The organism is Oscillospiraceae bacterium (assembly GCA_034925865.1).
In the GTDB taxonomy this organism is placed as follows: Bacteria; Bacillota; Clostridia; order Oscillospirales; family SIG627; genus SIG704.
Genome location: JAYFRN010000005.1, coordinates 96,525 through 117,282 on the forward strand (window position 1 = coordinate 96,525; position 20,758 = coordinate 117,282).

At 37.1% G+C, this 20,758-nt stretch carries 23 protein-coding genes; 8 read left to right on the forward strand and 15 right to left on the reverse strand.

Annotation, left to right across the window (positions count from 1 at the left end):
* Positions 1-2 precede the first annotated feature (2 nt).
* From VB118_02105 to VB118_02120, 4 genes are all read right to left on the reverse strand, one after another.
* The gene (locus VB118_02105; protein MEA4831395.1) at positions 3-404 is read right to left on the reverse strand and encodes a hypothetical protein; all 402 of its coding nucleotides are present in this window, start codon (positions 402-404) and stop codon (positions 3-5) included.
* 164 nt (positions 405-568) lie between these two features.
* Positions 569-1,267: a response regulator transcription factor gene (locus VB118_02110; protein MEA4831396.1), complete on the reverse strand. Its 699-nt coding sequence runs from the start codon at positions 1,265-1,267 to the stop codon at positions 569-571.
* 3 nt (positions 1,268-1,270) lie between these two features.
* The gene (locus VB118_02115; GenBank protein MEA4831397.1) at positions 1,271-2,782 is read right to left on the reverse strand and encodes a DUF4118 domain-containing protein; all 1,512 of its coding nucleotides are present in this window, start codon (positions 2,780-2,782) and stop codon (positions 1,271-1,273) included.
* A complete protein-coding gene (locus tag VB118_02120; GenBank protein ID MEA4831398.1) occupies positions 2,763-2,957 on the reverse strand; it encodes a DNA-binding protein in 195 nt (64 codons plus the stop codon). Before VB118_02120 ends, VB118_02115 begins: the two co-directional genes overlap by 20 nt.
* Before the next feature lie 318 nt (positions 2,958-3,275).
* Here VB118_02120 and VB118_02125 point away from each other — a divergent pair, with 318 nt between their 5' ends.
* The 5 genes from VB118_02125 (at position 3,276) to VB118_02145 (ending at position 4,940) form a co-directional block, all read left to right on the forward strand.
* Complete coding sequence (locus tag VB118_02125) at positions 3,276-3,605, forward strand: TIGR04076 family protein (protein MEA4831399.1); 330 nt, start codon at positions 3,276-3,278, stop codon at positions 3,603-3,605.
* A 42-nt stretch (positions 3,606-3,647) separates the two neighbouring features.
* Positions 3,648-3,815 (forward strand): hypothetical protein, encoded by a 168-nt coding sequence (locus tag VB118_02130; protein ID MEA4831400.1) that lies wholly within the window; start codon positions 3,648-3,650, stop codon positions 3,813-3,815.
* A complete protein-coding gene (locus VB118_02135) occupies positions 3,812-4,045 on the forward strand; it encodes a hypothetical protein (GenBank protein MEA4831401.1) in 234 nt (77 codons plus the stop codon). The genes VB118_02130 and VB118_02135 overlap by 4 nt, the downstream gene beginning before the upstream one ends.
* Before the next feature lie 165 nt (positions 4,046-4,210).
* Positions 4,211-4,414 carry a hypothetical protein gene (locus tag VB118_02140; GenBank protein ID MEA4831402.1) on the forward strand — a complete coding sequence of 68 codons (204 nt, stop codon included), beginning with the start codon at positions 4,211-4,213 and terminating at the stop codon, positions 4,412-4,414.
* Between the two features lie 157 nt (positions 4,415-4,571).
* On the forward strand, positions 4,572-4,940 hold the full coding sequence (locus VB118_02145) for a hypothetical protein (protein MEA4831403.1): 369 nt from the start codon (positions 4,572-4,574) through the stop codon (positions 4,938-4,940).
* Between the two features lie 825 nt (positions 4,941-5,765).
* On the opposite strand, the gene VB118_02150 is transcribed toward VB118_02145, so the two are convergent.
* From VB118_02150 to VB118_02200, 11 genes are all read right to left on the reverse strand, one after another.
* Entirely contained in the window at positions 5,766-6,521 is a 756-nt protein-coding gene (locus VB118_02150) for a hypothetical protein (GenBank protein MEA4831404.1), read from the reverse strand.
* 98 nt (positions 6,522-6,619) lie between these two features.
* Positions 6,620-7,537 carry an ATP-binding cassette domain-containing protein gene (locus tag VB118_02155; GenBank protein ID MEA4831405.1) on the reverse strand — a complete coding sequence of 306 codons (918 nt, stop codon included), beginning with the start codon at positions 7,535-7,537 and terminating at the stop codon, positions 6,620-6,622.
* A 182-nt stretch (positions 7,538-7,719) separates the two neighbouring features.
* Positions 7,720-10,155: a hypothetical protein gene (locus tag VB118_02160; protein MEA4831406.1), complete on the reverse strand. Its 2,436-nt coding sequence runs from the start codon at positions 10,153-10,155 to the stop codon at positions 7,720-7,722.
* Between the two features lie 16 nt (positions 10,156-10,171).
* Positions 10,172-10,822, reverse strand: coding sequence for a hypothetical protein (locus VB118_02165; GenBank protein ID MEA4831407.1), 651 nt, complete (start codon positions 10,820-10,822; stop codon positions 10,172-10,174).
* Positions 10,819-11,412: a hypothetical protein gene (locus VB118_02170; GenBank protein MEA4831408.1), complete on the reverse strand. Its 594-nt coding sequence runs from the start codon at positions 11,410-11,412 to the stop codon at positions 10,819-10,821. Before VB118_02170 ends, VB118_02165 begins: the two co-directional genes overlap by 4 nt.
* A gap of 9 nt (positions 11,413-11,421) precedes the next feature.
* Positions 11,422-12,648: a hypothetical protein gene (locus VB118_02175; GenBank protein ID MEA4831409.1), complete on the reverse strand. Its 1,227-nt coding sequence runs from the start codon at positions 12,646-12,648 to the stop codon at positions 11,422-11,424.
* 353 nt (positions 12,649-13,001) lie between these two features.
* Positions 13,002-13,553, reverse strand: a complete 552-nt coding sequence (locus VB118_02180; protein ID MEA4831410.1) for a hypothetical protein — start codon at positions 13,551-13,553, stop codon at positions 13,002-13,004.
* A 71-nt stretch (positions 13,554-13,624) separates the two neighbouring features.
* Positions 13,625-15,172, reverse strand: coding sequence for a hypothetical protein (locus VB118_02185; GenBank protein ID MEA4831411.1), 1,548 nt, complete (start codon positions 15,170-15,172; stop codon positions 13,625-13,627).
* Positions 15,173-15,635: 463 nt separating this feature from the next.
* Entirely contained in the window at positions 15,636-16,088 is a 453-nt protein-coding gene (locus tag VB118_02190) for a hypothetical protein (protein ID MEA4831412.1), read from the reverse strand.
* A 120-nt stretch (positions 16,089-16,208) separates the two neighbouring features.
* The gene (locus VB118_02195; protein ID MEA4831413.1) at positions 16,209-16,895 is read right to left on the reverse strand and encodes a DUF4367 domain-containing protein; all 687 of its coding nucleotides are present in this window, start codon (positions 16,893-16,895) and stop codon (positions 16,209-16,211) included.
* Positions 16,892-17,437, reverse strand: a complete 546-nt coding sequence (locus VB118_02200) for a sigma-70 family RNA polymerase sigma factor (GenBank protein ID MEA4831414.1) — start codon at positions 17,435-17,437, stop codon at positions 16,892-16,894. Before VB118_02200 ends, VB118_02195 begins: the two co-directional genes overlap by 4 nt.
* A 774-nt stretch (positions 17,438-18,211) precedes the next feature.
* On the opposite strand from VB118_02200, the gene VB118_02205 reads away from it, so the two are divergent.
* The 3 genes from VB118_02205 to VB118_02215 all read left to right on the forward strand — a co-directional run bounded on the left by VB118_02205 (position 18,212) and on the right by VB118_02215 (position 20,698).
* Positions 18,212-18,937, forward strand: a complete 726-nt coding sequence (locus VB118_02205) for an NAD-dependent protein deacylase (protein ID MEA4831415.1) — start codon at positions 18,212-18,214, stop codon at positions 18,935-18,937.
* Positions 18,938-19,105: 168 nt separating this feature from the next.
* A complete protein-coding gene (locus tag VB118_02210; protein ID MEA4831416.1) occupies positions 19,106-20,092 on the forward strand; it encodes a biotin--[acetyl-CoA-carboxylase] ligase in 987 nt (328 codons plus the stop codon).
* Between the two features lie 33 nt (positions 20,093-20,125).
* A complete protein-coding gene (locus VB118_02215; GenBank protein ID MEA4831417.1) occupies positions 20,126-20,698 on the forward strand; it encodes a biotin transporter BioY in 573 nt (190 codons plus the stop codon).
* Positions 20,699-20,758 lie beyond the last annotated feature (60 nt).

Consider the following 20,758-nt stretch of genomic DNA (forward strand, 5'->3'; position numbering starts at 1 on the left):
ATTTAGTCCTTTCTTACAATATGTCCGATGCCGTGCTTGTCATATTCAATTTCATATTTCTTTCTTTCTTCATCCTCTTCAACAGAGTAATCGCTTTCATCATAAGCGCATTTACCGTTTGAAAAGAACGTTCCATAACAATCAAGATTTTGCCGGGCTGGTATGTAAGTGGGATCAAGTGCCCAAGCAGCCCTAAAATGTTTCATAGCAGCAAGATGGTCACCTGTTTTTTCCAATAGAATGCCGATTAGATTATGCGGCTCAGGTGCATGAGGGTATTTACCAATAGCGCTGCAAATGAGGTCTTCACATTTTCGATAGTCCTGTTTACCGATAAGCTCTCTTACCGTTTTGCTGAGTGTGCTCAGTTCCTCTGAGCTCTTAGATAAATCATACCGTTCCATTGCTATATGCCTCCTTTAAGTAGGTGGACTTTACATGATTATAGTAGCAGGAAAGCTGTGAGCACGGTGTGAGAGGTCGGAATTTTTTGTGAGAATGCTGTGAGAATGTAAAAAGGACCGCTTCGAACGATTGAAGCGGTCCTTTTTTATGATTCAGTTTTGTTTTATATATCTGAGAGCCGGTATCCAACACCGATTTCAGTTAAAATGTATCGTGGCTTTGCGGGGTTCTTTTCGATCTTGCGCCTCAGACCTGCCATCAGTGTACGAAGCGCCTGTGTATCTGATCCATATCCTACACCATAAACCTCGTTAATAATGTATTTTGTTGTCAGCACTTTACCGAGGTTACGGAAAAATAAAGAAAGAAGAATATATTCCATCGGCGTTGTGTGCAGCTCGGCATTGCTCAAATAAACAAGATGCTTTTCCAAATCTATTTTCAGCTCACCTACGGAAATGCTTGTTTGTTGCTTAAGGCCAACCGCTTTATGCAGGTGACGGAGTGCAACCCTGATACGAGCCATCAGTTCGGTAGCAGAAAAAGGTTTCGTCAAATAGTCGTCGGCTCCGCTGTCCAACGCCAACGCCTTTTCCTTGTCCTGATCACGGGCGGAAACAACAATGATCGGCATTTCCGACCATTCGCGAACTTTTTTAATAACCTCCATCCCGTCGAAATCCGGCAAACCTAGATCCAGCAGCATCAGATCAATCTGTCCGGAGACAAGCGTTGAAAGCGCTCCCTGCGCTGTTCCAGTCGTCGTATATGGAAAACCCTCCTGCTTCAGAGAATATGTTATAAAATTTCTAATCTGTGAATCGTCCTCGACAATCAAGATTTTTTCAGTTCTACTATCCATGTTTTATACCTCAATCGGCAGCGAAAAGACAAATTCAGTCCCCTGCCCATCAGTGCGATTGCGGCCTACTATTGTACCGCCGTGAGCACTGATGATCGCTTCGCAGATTGTGAGACCTAAACCCACACCCCGTTGCGCGTCGCCTCCTCCGGAGCGGGTAGTGTAAAACATCTTGAAAATATTTGGTAATTCAGATGCAGGGATTCCACATCCTCGATCAGCAACAGTAAATACAGCCGAATGGTCATCTTTAGCTGCTGAAATACTTATCTCACGCTCCGGAGCAGAGTGCTTAATAGCGTTATCCAGCAAATTGATAAATACTTGCTCGATCAGTTTTGCGTCCATAGGCACGATCATTATTTCTTCGGGGATATTGACCGCAATATCATATTCAGGGTAAAGCTTGGCAATATGTCCTACCGCACCGCCGATTACTTCTTCTACCGCTTCTGGTTGCTTGGCAAGAATCAGCTTTCCGTCCTGTAAGCGGGTAAGACTTAAAATGTTCTCGACCAGCGAATGAAGCCAATCAGCATCTTTTTGAATTCCCTGCGCAAGTGAATACCTCGGGTCGTCTACACAAGTCATATCCATCATTATTTCCGCCGTACCCATAATTCCGGCGAGAGGTGTGCGAAGATCGTGGGAAATCGCACGTAAAAGATTGCTGCGGTATCGCTCCTGTATGGTTTCCTCTCTGGATTTCAACTGCTCCTGTGCACTGCGAAAACGGTCCATTGCAAGCGCTGTACTTTCTATCATAGATCGTAAGAGGCGTTTCTGCGGCTCGTTCATGGAAACGGCGGTTTCCTTTGGAATTCGCAACACGCCCAGGATCGCATTTCTTCCGTAAATTGGCCAGTCGTAAAACTCATCATTAATATCATAAGCTGTCCGCAGACCCTCTATTCGGTACCTAAGTTCGGCAGTGTTGTCCAACTTACGCCGGACTTGTTTTCCTTCGCTTTGTTGCTGAACAAAGTTCTGCTCAGGTTGACCGCCTTCATCAAAGCACAGACAGGCGGCCCGGCAACTCATAATACTGCTGATTGCGTCTGTAGTAATATTGGCTATATCGGATATATCGGCGGCATCCGTCAGCCGGTTTGTAAGATGAAACAGGGAACTTGTTTCTGTTTCTTTCTCCTGCGCCTCCAAAGCATTCTGCTTGACTTTTGAGGTTAGGGTACTAGTGACGAAGGCAGTAATCGTCATAACAGCAAAAGTAATGAGATAAGTCGGATCATTGACAGAAAGCGTGTAGTACGGTTTTGTGAAAAAATAGTTAAACGCCAAAGTCGCAACTACTGATGCAACGATTCCATAAGAGTATCCACGCGTCAACCTGGCAATCATGAGGATAGAGAAGAGATAAACAATAACAATATTCGTTTCCGGAAAACCAAAAGAACGGAAGGCCCAGCCAATACCAGTTGCGGAGGCAATAATCACAACAGTGATCAAAACGGGGTTGAAAGCGTGTTTTTGCCTCTTACTTTTTAGTACTGTCACTTTTCCTGCCTCCCCGAGTCCGGCAATCAGCCGGTTTATCCGCATCTATAGGAACGAGCCAAAGATTCCCTTTTTTTACCGCACCAAAAACGCGCCCCGCTACGCAGTAATAATTAACCATCCGGCTTGAAATGCCCCATTTTATCCCAGCTTCTTTAACAGTTAAGTAATCCATTATGAACCACCTCAAGATATGATTGAGGTTATTATACTTCATTATCTCGAAATATGCAAGATAGTACATTATGGTGCTAAGCTGTGGAAGCATACTATACAACGTCAACCTTCAACCATCCACGAAACGTATATAAGCAGTTTAACGGAATGGTGAAGCGGAAACGGGAGTGGTATATAGATTAAATAATGTCAAGTGGTATCTGATATTACTTGATTTATTTGGAAAATTATGATATGCTTTATATTATTATGATTGACAAACAGAAACTTGTGAGATAGTTTAACTGCAGATTATTTATGTAACAGGAGGTTAAATATGAAAAAATGGATTACCGAGGATTGGGGATTTGAATTAACAGTTACTCAAGGAAAAGCCGGGCACTGCAGACTTGGGTTAGAAGAAGGAGATAAATTTGTCTTTTCGTACGAATGCCCTGCCGGAATGTGCCCGAAAACAATGGCACAGTTATACACATGGTGCGAGGTTATCAGATGCGGCGGTGACTTTACACACAGAGGCTTAAAGGAAAAGTATGAAATGGATATTCCGTGCGCCGACAGATGTATTAATTTCCATTTAAAAGCAACTCCCATAAACAGAGACGAAAACGGAAAACCATTGCCAAACAAGCCAAGGCCGGAATAATCAAAACAAACGACTTTCATCATAAGTTCATATGAGGTGTCTATGAGTGATACTATTATAAACATAAATCTTTTACGAAATATAATTCTTGATAGTCAGCACCTGCTCGAAAAAAGTTCTAAAAGCATAGAGGATATAGTATCGGACATATGCGGATTGCAATATGACCCTAATCCCACAATATATCTAAACCAATATATGGTGCTTTGAAACAGGAAAAAGATTTTAAAGCAGAACAGTTGGATATCGCTGCATATAAGGAATTCAAGATCACCGAAACATGGACATTTAAGAGGAATATATTTTTTGTGCCAAGCAATGAATATTCATTATATCGGCATGCAACAAAAGGTATTTCGAGATGGGGAAGCTCTGACGAAAGCTGGCTTAAAGACGGAGACAGTCCTGAAATTCAAGAGGCTGAGCGTGGGGAGACGTAGATGAGGTGTATGAAGTTATGGAAAAGTTATATGAAAAAAATGATTTGTTAAAAATTAAGCAAATAGTTATTGAGGCTATCCAAGAATTTGACTGGTAATTACCATATCATTTTTGCGAAAACTTTATAACTGTGTATAGAAAGAACGTAATTTTGGAGTAATTAAATGAAAATAGGATTATATTGGCCTGGCTGTAAATATACAAACGGAAATTGGTGTAATGAAAAGATCGATTCGTTTTGGGTTGAATGTACTCCAGAAGAAGCCATAAAAAAAGTTTTTCCTTTTTTGTCTGATACTCAGAAAAAAGAAAGCAAGAAAAACTTTGAATCAGAAGTATATGTAAACATAGATAATAATAATTTCTAGAGTAATTATTATTTCCTTGTTTCTAAGGATTTGCGTTCAATAATATCTTTTAAATGGTATTATCCATATTCCGGTCAATGGAACGGATATTGCCCATTTGTAAAAATAGAGGAAATTGAGATCAATGATTTAAGTGAAATTGCAGGCATAGTTATTAATGAATAAATTTCTATTTGATTTATTTGCATTTTGTATGAGAAATACAAAAAAACAAGATGATATTAACGGGATTGATGAGGGGATCGATTTGAAATCCAATATTGGAAATATAGTGAACGAATCTCCATATAAACTTTCCTACTATTTTTACGATGCCAATTGTTTCGGAAATGTTGTTTTAATTCTTGAAAAAGAAAATTGCTGGTACAGATTTATTTTTGATCGAGGAGACATTTATTTCTCTCAGAATCCTACTCGTACTGAGACTTGGGTTAATCAAAAGTTGATTGGAAAATATACAGAACACACTAACTTAAAATATGAACTGTATTTATCTGAAATTAAAAAGTTTGTAGATAAAAAATAATAATTCTCATAAGATAGCTGGTTTGAAAGGCACTCTTTCGGGAGTGCCTTTTTCATGCCCAGTTTAACGAGGAGGTGGTGAGATATGGCGGATAATTTCGGCTTGTAAATCGGTGTCGAGGGTGAAAAGAGTACTATAAAAAGCAGTAAATACCGAGTATTTAACAATTTTGAAAAGTGGCCGTGCCGTTATCACTTGGATATTTTAACTCATACAAATTCATGGAAAACAAAAGAAAACATAAAAATATTAGCTGATTCCATACAAAAATTAATGAGAACAGACAAGCCGAAAGTAATTGGGCTTGGTGCGGCTTCATGGGTTGGTCATGTATTGGGTACTGTTGGTTGTTTTGCGGAGGGTTTTACTATTGTATATGATAAATAGGGCATACATTATACAAAGCTTGAAACAGTAGAGTGGCTGTGCAGATGCGGTTTATATCCATACATAGATGAACTTCAAAAGGAAGTAAATCTAATAAAGAATTCCATAAATGAAGATGGTATCAAGTTTCATTTGAGGATAGTACATAAGTGTTTCTCCGGTAATATCAAACAACACGCCGTCAACCGCTTTGAAATACTCATTTCCGGTCTCAACCTCAAAAGCGCTTATCTTTTGTATATAGCTTTCGCAGTCTTCATCTCCATAATAATCAATAATTGATTTGACTGTTTTGGGAATAGTAAGAACCGGATTGGTGCCGTTATATGCAACAAGCGTACCGTCATCCGTTATTATGTAATCCGAAGATGGATTTTCGCTCTGTTCAGTCGTTATTATTTGTTCGGACGTTTTTATTTGTTCAGTTGTTTCATGGGATTATTCTTTCGGGGACAAAGAAACAGATGCAAAACTTAAATCCGCCATAAATTCAGGTGTTAAAAGTTCAGGTTTGCTTTGTATGCTCACTAACATATCATCATAAATAAATTCAACATACAAACGAGGATCGTCATTAAATTCAGTAACCAAGGCGCTTACTTTCCTATCATTTAATTCATATTCTTTAATGTATATTTTTTTAAAAATAGGATAATCAGAATAGTTGTTTACATTAGGTGCACCGGGCCATATCCGATTAATAGACCATGAAATGTCATGAGATGATATTTCATTAAGTATCACGCTGTCATCAATATACATAGTCTTAATAATGAAATCAGTATTTTTTTCTGTACATTGATACCAAATCCAAGGTTTATTATATTTTTCATATGGGAACACTGAAATGATGGGTAAACCTTCTTTGTTTCGAAGAGTTATTGGAGCTCCTTTGTAAAAAGGAACATTTAGTTTATTGTCTGTTGTTCTACTATATATAAAAGCACGGAAAACTCCTTTATTATTGTTATTCTCATCTTCCTCTATTTCTTTAATTTTTTCTTCCGAACATATGGCAAAAAATGATCTTTTTAATTCTTCGATCGTTTTAAATTCTTCAGGATAATAAATCGGGGGTTCTTCAATTGAATTATTAGATTCATACAAGTTATCAGAATTGCTGCTTGTAATAGATTTAGAATTATTTTCGATGTTTATCGCTTTGCATGATGTTAAGAGTAATATAACTCCCATTAAAAGAACTATTACTTTTTTAATTTTATTATACTCCTTAAGATTAATGATGATTTTGAACGCCTTTGTATAATAAACGTAGTGCAGTTTTAATAATATTAGTCAGCTTCCGCGGCAACATTCTGACGGAGATAATCAACGCTAGTTTGCTCACCGAAAACATACAGATAATAATCTTCCAATGTCGGTGTTACGCAAAAAGCGGATTCGGACGGTTTATTTTCTGAAAGCACACGCAAAGAAACAGACATCTGATCATCCTCGGTCTTGACAATGTTTGTCACACGAAATTTTTGCTGAAGCTCAGGGACGTCCGCTTCTGAGCAGGGAACATTCCAAACAATGCCCTCGATTTTACGCACAAGTTCATGCGGTGAGGCATTGTTAATAATAACGCCTTTTTTTAGCATTATTATGCTGCGGGCAATATATTCAATATCCGAAACAACATGAGTCGCTATAATTACGATCTTATCAAACGCGATGCGTGAAATGTAATTTCGGATCGCAATTCTTTGCTTCGGGTCAAGCCCTGCGGTCGGTTCGTCGAGAATAAGTATTGCGGGATTTCCGAGCAATGCCTGCGCAAGCGCAAGCCGCTGCTTCATGCCGCCGGAAAGCGCGCCAATTTTTCTGCGCGGCACATCGTCAAGCTCTACGGCGGAGAGCAACTCTGGTATTTGCTTCTTAGCTTCTTCATTTTTAATGCCCTTAAGTGCCGCAATGTACCACATAAAGCGTTCTATCGAAAAATTAGGATACATTCCGGGATATTGAGGCATAAAGCCCAGCTTTTCGCGAAAGCGGACACCCATTTTCAGCGTATTTTCTCCGTCAAATGAAATTTCACCGGTATCAGCCTTTAAATTATCGGTAATTATGTTCATAAGCGTTGATTTTCCGCTTCCGTTCGGTCCGAGCAGAGCGTAAATACCAGGCTCGAATTGTGCGGTGAAACCTGAAAGAGCCTTGTTCGTACCATAAGCTTTTGATATGTTGTTGATTGAAAGATTCATATGTTCTCCTTTGCTTAGTGAAAAATATATAGGTTTATTAACCGAGTTTTCTGCTTTTTAGAATTTTTCCATTCCATAATCTGCTGCTGAATATCAAAGCATGCAGTACTTGCAGATAGTTTCGGTAATAAATGAGCCTTTTGTAAGGCGAATCAATACATTGTTTTGTGTTTTAATCACTATCAATCCTTTACAAACCGTTTCTTTGCGGAAAATATCAATATCACGCAGATGGTGAGCGCGGCGGCGGCAAAAACGCAGATATAGCCAAAATCGCCCAATATATCAAGCTTTGCCGAGAAAACCGACATCTCAGTAACTCCCATAAAGGAGCTATAATCTATATATTTGAAAATACCAAGTCCGAAATTCAATATCAAAGCAGGGAACAGACATACCGCGGTTACTGCGGTAAGTGCGGGAATGATTTTTCTCGTAAGCGCAGAAACGCAGACAATCGCCAAAGAAAGGACGGTATACGCAAATAATTTGAATGCAAAAAAGACTGCCAGATACCTGTATATTGAAATATCATAATTAAAACTATCAAAAATTCTTAAGGAAATGAGCGGAGCGTTCCCAGCCGGTATTGACATTCGCGAAAACGCAAATGCGGTGTCGATCGCACAGTATATTAGGGCAAGTATGAATCCCGATATTCCGGCGGCTATAAGCTTGGCTCGGAATGTATTATTCCGACCATTTTTTGTCGCGTGCATTATCTGAGCGAAACCGCCGACACTCCCTTTGCCGGACGACGCATTATATTCATCCGCAAAGCTTCCAGCAAGCAAAACACACAACAGAGCAAAAAGAACAATATCAAATCCCTGTGAAAAGAATTTATTCCAATCAGAATCATATAAAATCCATCCGGTTATTCCCGTATTTTCTTTCTCCTTCGATAGATACTTTTCATATTCTTCTACGCTTTCAAAAACATTGTTTTTAATGCAAGCATCGTTATACTCTTTCCTGTAAGCATCATAATCATTGAAAGATACTTTACCGGCTTCAAAACCACTTATCATTTTATCGTTGTTTTCAATAATGCCGCCGATGCGTGCGCGTTCATTTGTTATCATTGCATGGTTTTTATCAGACAAGACACCTTCGAATGAACTCATATAATCCTTATATATCGCATTATTGTATCCTGTTACCGGTGAAAGCGAAATATATGAAATATATATTTTTACAATTATGAATAATATAAGCACTATCAGCCTGCGATTGTTAAATACTGCTTTATAAAGCTCCGCTGATATAAGTGAAAGCGAGTAGCTTCTTGGCCTACAGCTCTCATGTGATTTTAGATTCTTTCTTTTTACAGATTCTTTTACACCGGAAAATGCTTTTTGAAATCCGAGTAATCCGTTTTCAATCGCTACCGGTCTGTCGGAATAACATTTCACGCATATAGCGGACGAAGTAATAATAATCAGCATCATAAACACAAGCGATGATATTATATAATTCATGCCGAAACCAAAAAAGTTAAAATTACCATATTGTTCTGTAACCGGAACTACAGTTGAAAGAGAAAACAGATTTAGCAGGTGCAGAGGAGATGAGTAATTTAGAAATTTCATTATATAAAGTGCAAAATTCAATCCAAACAAACCGAGTGAAGCGGCATAATAAACTGTATAGCTTTTTGTAAACGCGGATATTATTAATATAAGTAATGAAAACGCGATATATGACAGCGTTTTTATACATAAAAATATTGCAATATATCCTGCGATCGAAGTATTTAACGGCATAAGCATAAAGCCGTCAACCGATTGAACAGCATTGAAAATATCAGAATAACCGATAACCGCTCCAAAAATTATAAAGCTTGATGCAGTAAATATTAGAACAATTAAAAACACACATACCGCAAGCGCGTAAAGCTTTGCCGCCGCTGTTTTACCTCGCCCGTACTTCGATGATTTTAAAATAAAAATAAAACCGTTGTTTTTTTCACCGATAAAGAAAGCACCGCAAAGCGCAATAATTGAGAAGAAAATAAAGATATTTACCTCATAGTACTTAAAGAAATTCTTATATCCGTGATTATACTCAAATCCGATACGTGTTTTTTCGGCAATATCAGAATAAATCTGAGCTGTATTTTGCTGATATCGGCAAATGAAGCTGTCAGGAGATATTCCGTTCGTGATAAACTCATCGCGGTCAGACAGAGCATCATCGCTTAGCTTTTTAAGCTGAGATTTAAATGTTAACACATAATCACGATCCGCGAGGCAAATATTCATCAGCATGAGGTCATCCATGTTTTTGTTTATCCCGCGCATTTCCAAAGGGTAATATTTGCTTGGCAGCACAGGCGGTTCGTAATCAAGAATCCCGTTATGCGTAGCTTCAAAAATAAGCCGAGCTTGTTCATCGCTTAATTCTTGAAGCGAATCACGATACTTCGAAAACGCGTCTTTATCCTTGATATAATCCGCGTATATTTGCGCCATAATGTCGGCAGGTGGATTATAGATTTCCGCCTTCTCAGCGACATAAAGACATAGCGCCGCGTTCGCGATGAAAAGAACGGCAATTATTATCCATATGTAATGAAATCCGAGAAGCTTTTTGATTTCGTAACCCAACAGTTTCATGTTTTATTCCTCCGAATCATTTATTTTCTATATACCACCATTCTTTATTGTGTATATCAAGGCAGATAAGTTTATGGATATCAAGAAGCTTCGTGTTTTCTCTATCAAAAATAATCGTACCTCCGAATATATAATTGTTTTCGACGATCATTTGCGAAAAATAAACAGTGTTGCTTTTAAATACGAGTTCTTTATTTTCTCCATTATGATCGCATCTGAAAATTTCGCCTGACAAATGAATAATTATTGGTGTCTTCTCTCCTGTTTGTTCATCAATACGAAATGCGCCGGTTTCTTCATTCGAATAAGGCTGATAATAAACATAATTGTTTGTTAAATAGTATTCGGAGAGATTTTCAGTCAAAAGCATGTTTTCTTTTGTTTTAATATTAATTTTATAAAGCTTCCTGCCGTTGAATATTAAATTTTCGCCACTCTGCGGAACTACAATATAAAATAACTCATCATCACCGTAAAGCTTTAAATCACATACTGTTTCTCTTCCTTCTTTTATTATTTCAACTCCATTATTCATTTCTAAATCAGTATAATATACTTTGTTTGTATTTGTACAGAAAAATAGTTTATCTTTACTTACCAATGCTAATTGATCATCACATTTACCGAGATTTTCTGTCTTGAGATCAGATTTGCGTATTCTAATCAAAAACGCTCGTAGTCGCTATCGTAATTTTTCTCGTCTCCGCCTTCTTTAAGCAGCATATCTAAAACAAAATAATACTCATCAGATTCGTAAAATACAGTTGCTAATTCTGTTGTATATATCTGACGCAAGCTGTTCGTATTCGTATCATATGTGTAAAATATGCGTCTGAAGCTGTAGTTAACTGTCGGATCTCTCATGGAAATTCCTATAATTCCATCATGTGCAAAACTTATTGGAGATTGCATATAGTATAGCGGGCATTTTTCAGAATCATGTGTGCAAACCGGATCTGCACAGGCATTTTTCATTGTTCGTGTTTTAATGTCATATCTCATTAATTTTCCGTCATTTTGGTTCACCCATTGTGTATATACATAATTCTTGTCTGCAATAGCCCAGGGTGACATCGACAGTTGTACTACCCCTGTGCTTGAATCTCCGTTATCAAAATACTTAAATTTACCGGATGTATTTTGTGATCCGGTTTTGCTTTCTTCTTCGGTAAGATACGGCGTTTGGGGAGTACAGGAAAAGAGAAGAAGGGAGAGGGTTATAATTGAGGTGATTTTAACGAAAGTTTTTGTTTTCATTATAGCTCCTTATTCTTTTATATACCACCATTCTTTATTGTGTATATCAAGGCAAGCAATATCCAATATTTTATCAGTAAACTTTTCGTTTTTTCTGTCGATAATATATGTCCAGGCAAATATATAATTACCTTCTATAAGCATATGCCCCAAATAATTATCATTATTACTATAAATTAGTATCTTTTCATCTCCATTATGGTCGCATCTGAATATTTCGCCGGTCAAATGAATTATGACTGGTATTTTTTCCACCGTTTCTTCATCAATACGAAATGCTCCGGTTTCCTCGTTTGTATATGGTTCATAATAAATGTAATTACTTGTTAAAGTGTATTCACTGAGCTTTTCGGCAATAAGAGAATTATATTTTGTTATTATATTTATCTTATTTAATGTTGAGCCATAATAAACACCATTTTCATCTCGCATAGTGGCAGAATAATACAGATCGTCACCGTATAAACTCATCTGGCCTATTGACACCGTACTTGGCGGCACCAATTCGACTTCATTTTTCATATCAATATCTGTATAATATATTCTGTTTGTGCTTGTATAAAAGAATATCTTATCTTTATCAGCAAAAGCAACAATGTCATTACACTCGCCGAGATTAATTGATTGCAAATCCCTTTTTCTTACACGGATCAGATTATTCTTATAATCTTCTTTGTTATTGTAGTCCCCTCCTTTTTTTAATAATTTATCTGCAAAATAATAATAATCATCGGATTCGTACATACTAGATCCGACGCTTGCATTGTATATTTGACACAATTTGTTATTTATTGTATTATATGTGCAATAATTCGTTACTGATTGCAATCCAAAACCTTCCGTCTTTCCAATTCCGATTATTCCATTACTCGCAAATTTTATTGAGCCTCCTATCCAATAAAGCGGACATTTTTCTGAGTCATGTGTGCAGACAGGATCTGCACAGGCATTCTTTATAGTTCCTGTTCTTATATCGTATCTCATACAATTCCCGCTATATACTGTGTTTAGTGTGGTGTATAAGAAATTATCATCGACAACACCTATAGGAGAGAAATTTCCTTTTACCCCTTTACTTGTGTCGCCATTGTCATAATACTCAAATTTACCGGATGTATTTTGTGATCCGGTTTTGCTTTCTTCTTCGGAAAGATACGGCGTTTGGGGAGTACAGGAAAAGAGAAGAAGGGAGAGAATTAAAAGCGATGTGATTTTAGTTAAGGTTTTTGTTTTCATGATAGCTCCTTTAATGGTTAAGCAGCTTTGTAATGTAATTGCTTATAATTCACAAAGCTGCATTAATCAATGGTAATATTATGCAATTATCATATTACTATAAAACTGAAATATACAAATCATCAATATACTCCCGGTTATTACCATATTTATTGCATGTCATCAATGATATTATAAATACAATTAAATATATTCCCAAAAGAGTTATTACTCATCCGGGCGAAATGGGAATCTGAGTTCATTAGCGGTACTTGCTGTTCCTCAATGTTGGTATCTTTTTATGCCGGGGCACTGTAGGATACCTTCTTAAATAGATTCACAACAAAATTATAATTGATAAATATATATAATAATTATTTCCAAAGAAAATAAAAGGCATTGTTTTTAGCTATTGCTTCTTTTACAATATCAAAATAATTTCCAACATATCTTGATGTATATATACATATAAATGAACTGTTGTCGATCTTAGGATATAAATACAAGATAGTCGAATTTATTTGATCATATTCTGTAGCTTTAACCGGCCAAATATGCTCTCCGTTAACTATAATAAAGGGATATCTGGAATTCGGCGTTAGTGCTATCTCCTTATTTCCATTCGTCCAATCTTCATTAATACTTTTAAACTCTAAGTTGTCAAAATTATAATTGTCCGTTTTTATTACAATTAATGCAGACGGATTTCTTGTATCAGAAAACAATTGTAAAGAAACAATTTCTGTGTTATCAGGTAGAAATATATTTAATTGCAGTTCTTTTATAATTTTATTTTTTTGATTATCTGATAAATTATAAATAATTGGCGCTTTATTCACTTCGTTTACTAATGTCATATAACTTATTAGGGAATAGGAAACAACAAGTAAAACAATAATCAATATTGTTATCATTATCTTTTTCACAATCACACCTCCTTGATACGAATAACACGTGAGGAATAGACTCATTCCACTATTCCTCACGTTGCTTTTACTTATATGTCACTGATTTTATTTGCACCTGTCCCTAATCGCTGCCCTTTTGACCATGTTATTGTAATCGTGTTTGTGCCAGATATCTCATAATTTTTCCCTAGTCCACCGTGATGAAGCTCCCACATATCTTTTGGCGAAACCGGTAAATTACCCATGCTGGTCATTAAAGGATTCCAATCGTAATAATCATGTAATGAATAAATGATCGTAGCGTTATAAGTATTAGTACCGGTGACAGAAACAGTACACTTAATACCTGTTGTATATGATCCTATAGATCTCCCCCAGTCTGTACTTTCAGATATGCCATGGCCTATCTCACTGGTCGTATAGAACACAGTATTTAGCCCCGGTCTTGCCAATGCTTCGGAAGCAGCCAAGGTGGCGTTAATCTCATTTGTTTTAAACTCATTTGCTGTTGACCAACTGAAGTAATATTTTGATTCTTGAAATGCCGGCCATTTATCGAATAGTCTAACAGAGTCATCAATCGCAGCAGTCCTGTCAGGCCATATCGGTGTCGATGATACCAAAGTGGAAAATGTAACTTGGTTTGAATTTATTGAGGTTGTATACATAGTGTTATAAACATTTATGGTACACGACGCAATAATTCCAGTTACTTTATGAGTTATTGTGTATGTAGCTGTACCACCATTTACGCCTGTAATAAGATTATTATTTACGGTAAATATTTCATGATCATTTGATGAATGATTCCAATAATTAGAACCAACACAATTCGCATTACTTGGTGTCACTATTGGGTACATATATCGACTTTGATTTACAGCTAAAGGTTCTGCACTTAAATTCGCTAATGTAGCAGGAACAAACCAACTACAATCAATAAATCCAATTGACGAATACGAATTTGTATTGACTAACGTATTTAACCCACTTAATTTATACCCTGTAATATTGGTGTTTGTTGAAGCTGACATCAAACCATTCCCATTAGGACCACCAATATACATCTGCCAATGTTGATTACTGTCTACGCCTGAATTATTCAGACTATTCAATGAAACAACGCGAGTTGTAGGATTAGCGGTTAAATAGAGATTGGTGTTATTTACAGATTGAATTAAATATTTGTTATCACTACCTGTAACTAATATAAAATTCCATCTTCTTAAATTGTTTGCAATGTTATGATTGGTTAACACAAATCTTGAATAATCCAAAGAATAACTGAGATTTGTTAACATATCACCATTCGACAGATATGTAATATAATAAGAGGTAGTTGACCTTGTGGCTAAAGAAACGTGAACACCTTCCGTTATTTTATTTAAACTTCTTTCTGAGTTGAATTCGCCTGCTAATTCTCCGGGCGTATAAGAATGCTTTGCGAGAGTTGTGGAACTGGATATATTTCCAACTGCAATAACTGAAAAAGTAAGTGAAAAAAATAAAACCAATACCATTAAAAAAACCCGATTTTTTTCATTGTAATACTCCTTAATTTTGATTTCTTTCTTGTTTCTTTCGTATAACCGTATTATTATACGAGCAAGGGATATACTTGCCGGAAACTTTTTCACTATGATACACACATTGGCATCGCTCCATTTTTACGTAAATATTGGAGGTAATTAAGATCAATACAATTTCTTATACTTGTTCTCAATTATATATACGTAAAAAACGAGTCGATAGGTGTCAAATATTTACAAAATATTTTCTAAAAATGGAAATATTTCTATTTTATTTGAAATGCGCTCATATAAAGCGAAAAAATATTTGTTTGGTTCTCCCTTGCTCGTATAATAATACGGTTATACTTAATTCGCCTGAAACCTCATCATCGCTCCCTTTTTACGTAAATATTGGAGTTAATTGAGATCAGTACAGTTTTTTATACTTATTCTCAATTATATATACGTAAAAAAGGAGTCGATAGGTGTCAGAACTTCCAAAATATCTTCTAAAAATGGAGAATATTTTATTTTGCCAGGAATACGTTTTTAAAAAGTGAAATTATGCATCAGTAATCTTCTGATATCTTTAATATGTATCATACATTGTGACCGGGATAACATCCGTTTCTCCGCCGGAGCCGTATACCGTATATGTAACCAAGGCGCGGTATTCGCCGGTTTGAGACAAACGGAGCGAATGTGAGACAGATCCGTCATATCCGGTAAAAGTATCAGTCCAGGTATTGTTGGGTTGCCCGTTGTTTACATCAGTCCACCAGAATAAGAACTTTTTCTGTAGTTTAATTTCGATAGTGCCATTAGTTGTGATTCCCGGATATCCACAATAATAAGCATTTACCACCGCATTGTTGGTATCGACAATTAGAAATACAGTAATAGCATCGCTGACATTTGCCAACATGCAAATAGGAGATGATACTGCCGTACAATCAGCTCCGGCGGCAAATACCGGGGTAATTGTGCATAAGAGCAAAGTGACCACCATTAAAAGGAATCCGATTTTTCTTTTGAGTTTCATAAACATGTCCTCCGAAAATAAAATTTGAGAATTTTATGAGTTCTCATTTATATATACGTAAAAAACAGGTCGATAGGTGTCAACTTTTGAAAAATATTTTTGAAAAAATGAAAATATTTTTTATTTTACCGGAGATACGCTTTCTGCAAGCGAAATAAGCTCTTCAAATTTCATCGAAGCAGGACAAATTAATGAAAATGCGTATTCTTCATTATGCCATACGATGGTTTGCAAATTGTTATTTGCATGATATATAGCTTCATATTTACCCACATTTATATTTTTGTATGGCGCATTTTCTGTATCTATAATATTGTTATAGTTAGCCATTATGCTTTGACAAAATTCAAATTCATCACCTTCCGGGTTTCGATATACAGTAATTCTTATAAATTCATTTTCCTCCGTTTGTACAAGATTGAATCCATCCGGAATATATGAAAATGTATATTTTGTTTTAATTGTCTCAGGTAGAGTATTATTTGAATCATCTTTTGAAATAGATATACCAGTATACTTCTCAAAAATCTCCATTATAAACTCAATAACGGGTTCGCGTATCGCTTTGACGCTCATAGCCGACCCGAGAATAATCGCTGTCGTAATTGCTATTAATGCGATTTTTTTACCTATTGTATTTACATACTTCCAGTATGAATGCTGCTGCGCCTTTATAAGCGCGTTTATCTTTTTCAGAAACCGTGGTGAGGGAATCCAGTTTATTTCATTTTCAGGCGGTAGAGTTTCATAATCTCTTCTTTCAGCTTCTATAAAAGCGTTTTTCAAAGTAAATTCTGCTGTATTCATTTAATTCCAAGTTCCTTTCGGATTATTTCAATAAGAATTTTTTTGCCTCTTATAAGCTGTGTTTTAACAGTTGAAAGCTTGCGTCCGAGTATTCTGGCAATCTCCGGAGCCGTGCATTGTTCGACAAAATGCAGATAAAGCACGGAACGATATACATCGTCCAAGCCGCGAATTATCTCGACAATTTGTTCATAAGTTTCTTTAGAGCATAACTGATTCAATGCATTGTCAAGCTCATTATCTGCCATATCGTTGTTCGCCGGCTCAGTATAAATCTTTTTTTGCTTCCTTAGTATGTCATATGCTGCGTTTTTTGCCATGACCATAATATAACCTATTGTCTGCGATGAATCCACCTCGTTTATACGGATGATATTGCGCGCAATTGAGAAAAAGGCGTCCTGCACCGCGTCTTCGGCTTCATATGTATCATGCAGAATATTATCAGCAATTACGATCATCTTTTTTCGGTAAGTCATATACAGACATTTGAATTTCTCCTTATCCTCGGGCGTGTCTATCATGTAAAGGTAAATCAGCATACTTCTCCTTTTATACGCCTTCGTATATATATACGTAAAAAACAGGCGTATAGGTGTCAAAAAATAAAAAATATTTAAAAATTTTTTTTTAGAATGATCCGCAACATCATAAATAATACTTTATCCCATACTGGATTGTATCATAATATTTACCATTATACAATATATTGCTTTCTTTTATGTAATGTCTGCCGAACAAACATAAAAAACATACAACAGTTAAGACATGATGAAAGCAATGATTGCCTAAATTGGTCGACTCCCGACCAATTTAGGCAATTCAAAGGATACTGCGGGTTTTGGCTGGCTTTTCAACTGCCGAAACTTCAGCAGGCATTATATAAATACTATTGCAATTTAATTTTATTAAATATAGCTTCATAGTGGTAAAAAACCATAAAAAGCTTTTAAGAATTAATGCATGTTGAAAATATTGCAAATTATAAACAGAAAAATACCGAGGCTAAAGCCATATTCGGTATAATATTTTTTGTCGAATTATCATGATTGTGTTATAATAATGTCTGCTGAACAAACATAAAACACATACGACAGTAAAGAAATGATGTAAACAAGGATTGCACATCTAAATTGGTCGACTACCGACCAATTTAGGAAATCAATGGATACTGAACTCCAAAATCAATATTTTGGAGTGTTTTGGCTGGCTTTTCAACTGCCAAAACTTTAGTAGACATTATAATATGCCGAAAGCATAGAGCGGTTTGAATACTCGAGTTTTCGGAAGCAGGGCAGAAAGGAAAGGTTATATAAATGATTGACGATATATTGAAACTAAAAGAGAAAATTGAAAAAGCCAAAAATATTTGTGTTTTTACTGGCGCGGGAATAAGCTGCCCGTCCGGAATACCTGATTTCAGATCGGCGGACGGATTGTATAATAAGTCGCATGGGAGCCTTTTACCTGAACGCATAATTTCACATACATTCTTTATGTCGGATCCGGAGCTTTTTTATGAGTTTTATAAAGGGAAAATGCTTTATCCCTCCGCGCTTCCGAACGCGGCGCATTATTATTTTTCCAGACTCGAAAAAGAAGGGAAAAACGTCGGTGTCATTACACAGAATATCGACGGTCTTCATCAGGCTGCCGGAAGCACGGAGGTTGCCGAGCTGCATGGCAGTGTACACCGCAATTTCTGTATGAAATGCGGAAAATATTATGATCTCGATTATATTGTTAATTCAGACGGTGTCCCGAAATGCGATGTATGCGGCTCTAACATAAAGCCCGATGTTGTGCTTTATGAGGAGCAGCTTAATGAGAATGTTATAGAAAAGGCGTTGAAAATAATTTCAGGTGCCGATATGATGATAGTTGTGGGTACGTCGCTGGTCGTTTATCCCGCCGCTTCCTTTATTAAATACTTTAACGGCAGCTCTTTGATTCTGATAAACAAATCAAAAACCGCTTATGACAGCAGCGCCGACATTGTGATAAACGATAATATTATAAATGTGGTAAGCAAATTAAATTAAGAACGTAAATTCCGCCCTCCGTGAAAAGCTCTTCGCGGAGGCTTTTCTTTTAGAAAGCTGCTCTGCAGGTTTTAGTACAAAATAAAATGCTTATTGTGAACCAGAAGTAAAAATAAGTTGACAAATTGATCGATGAATGATATAATTCCGAAATGAGAGGTGAAAACAATGTCGGTAAAGGAAGATATTCTTACTCTGCTCGAACAAAACAGAGGGAAATATTTGTCGGGAGAGGAAATCGCGAGTAAGATAAGCGTAACTCGCAGCGCTGTATGGAAAGCAATCAAATCGCTTCAAGCAGAAGGATATGCCATAGATGGGGTGACAAACAAAGGTTATTATTTACCGCCTGATACAGACATGGTGTCGGCGTCTGGAATTAAAAAATATCTTGATGACCGTGCGTCACATCTGCGTATCGAGGTGTATAAAACAATCGGATCGACAAATGACGAGGCAAAAAAGCTTGCTCTTTCGGGAGAGCCCGATGGCAAGGTTATTGTCGCGGAGGAACAGACCGCCGGGCGCGGACGAAAGGGAAGGAGCTTTTTTTCTCCTGGCGGAACCGGTGTATATATTAGCATTCTGCTGCGTCCTAAAATCCCTGTTTCGGTGTCATCTCTACTGACAACAGCGGCCGCCGTTGCCGTTGCGGGAGCAGTCGAACAGCTATCCGGTCGCGAAACACAGATTAAATGGGTCAACGATATCTGGATGGACGGCAAAAAAATCTGCGGAATACTGACCGAGGCCTCTATGTCACTGGAAAGCGGAGGATTAGATTTTGCTGTCGTAGGTATTGGTGTAAATATAACCATGCCTGAAAGCGGATTTCCTGATGAATTGTCCTCGATTGCCTCGTCTGTATTCGGTGCTTCAGGGCATCCGAATGATATCCGCAACCGTCTTGCGGCAGAGATACTCAATTGTTTTATGCCTTACTGCGACAACCTGGAAGAGAGAAGCTTTCTTTTCGAATATAGAAAGCGCCTTTTCATACTCGGCAGGGAAATAACCGTCGTTGGATCCGGCGAAAACGCATATCGGCGCGCTCATGCTCTTGATATCGACGACGACTGTCATTTATTGGTGCGGTATGAGGATGGTACGACTGCCTCTCTTTCAAGCGGAGAAATAAGCATTTTACCATATTAATGATATTTCATATTTTATGAAGGCAATTTGAAAATGAAATCAACACAATATAAAAACAAAATTCTTAAGATTATCTTTTGCGCTCTGTTTGCGGCGCTTACGGCGGTCGGAGCTTTCATCCGTATCCCGATCCCGGCCATACCGATTACACTTCAGACATTTTTTGTTATGATGGCCGGACTATTATTAGGTCCGAGGCTCGGAGCCGTCAGTCAGCTTGCGTATGTAGCGATAGGGCTTTTGGGTCTGCCTGTTTTTACGCAGGGAGGGGGAATCGGATATGTGTTTCAGCCCACCTTTGGCTATTTGATCGGGTTCTGCATAGGTGCATATATAACCGGCGTTATAGCATATAAAGCTCCTTCCCCGTCGTATAAACGTTTGCTCGCTGCAAATTTCGCCGGATTAGCGGTTGTTTATATAATCGGGATGATTTATGTCTGGGTGATAAACACCTATTATGTAGGAACCGGAATAGGGCTGTGGGCTTTGGTCTTACATTGCTTCATTCTTGTTATTCCCGGAGATATTGTCCTTTGTTTTATCGCGGCGCTTCTTGCAAAGCGTTTAATACCTGCGATTTCGAATATCCTGCCGAAAACTTGACATAAAAGATTCTTATTCTGTTAAATATTTGGTATAAAAAAATGCTGCAGCAAAATTAAA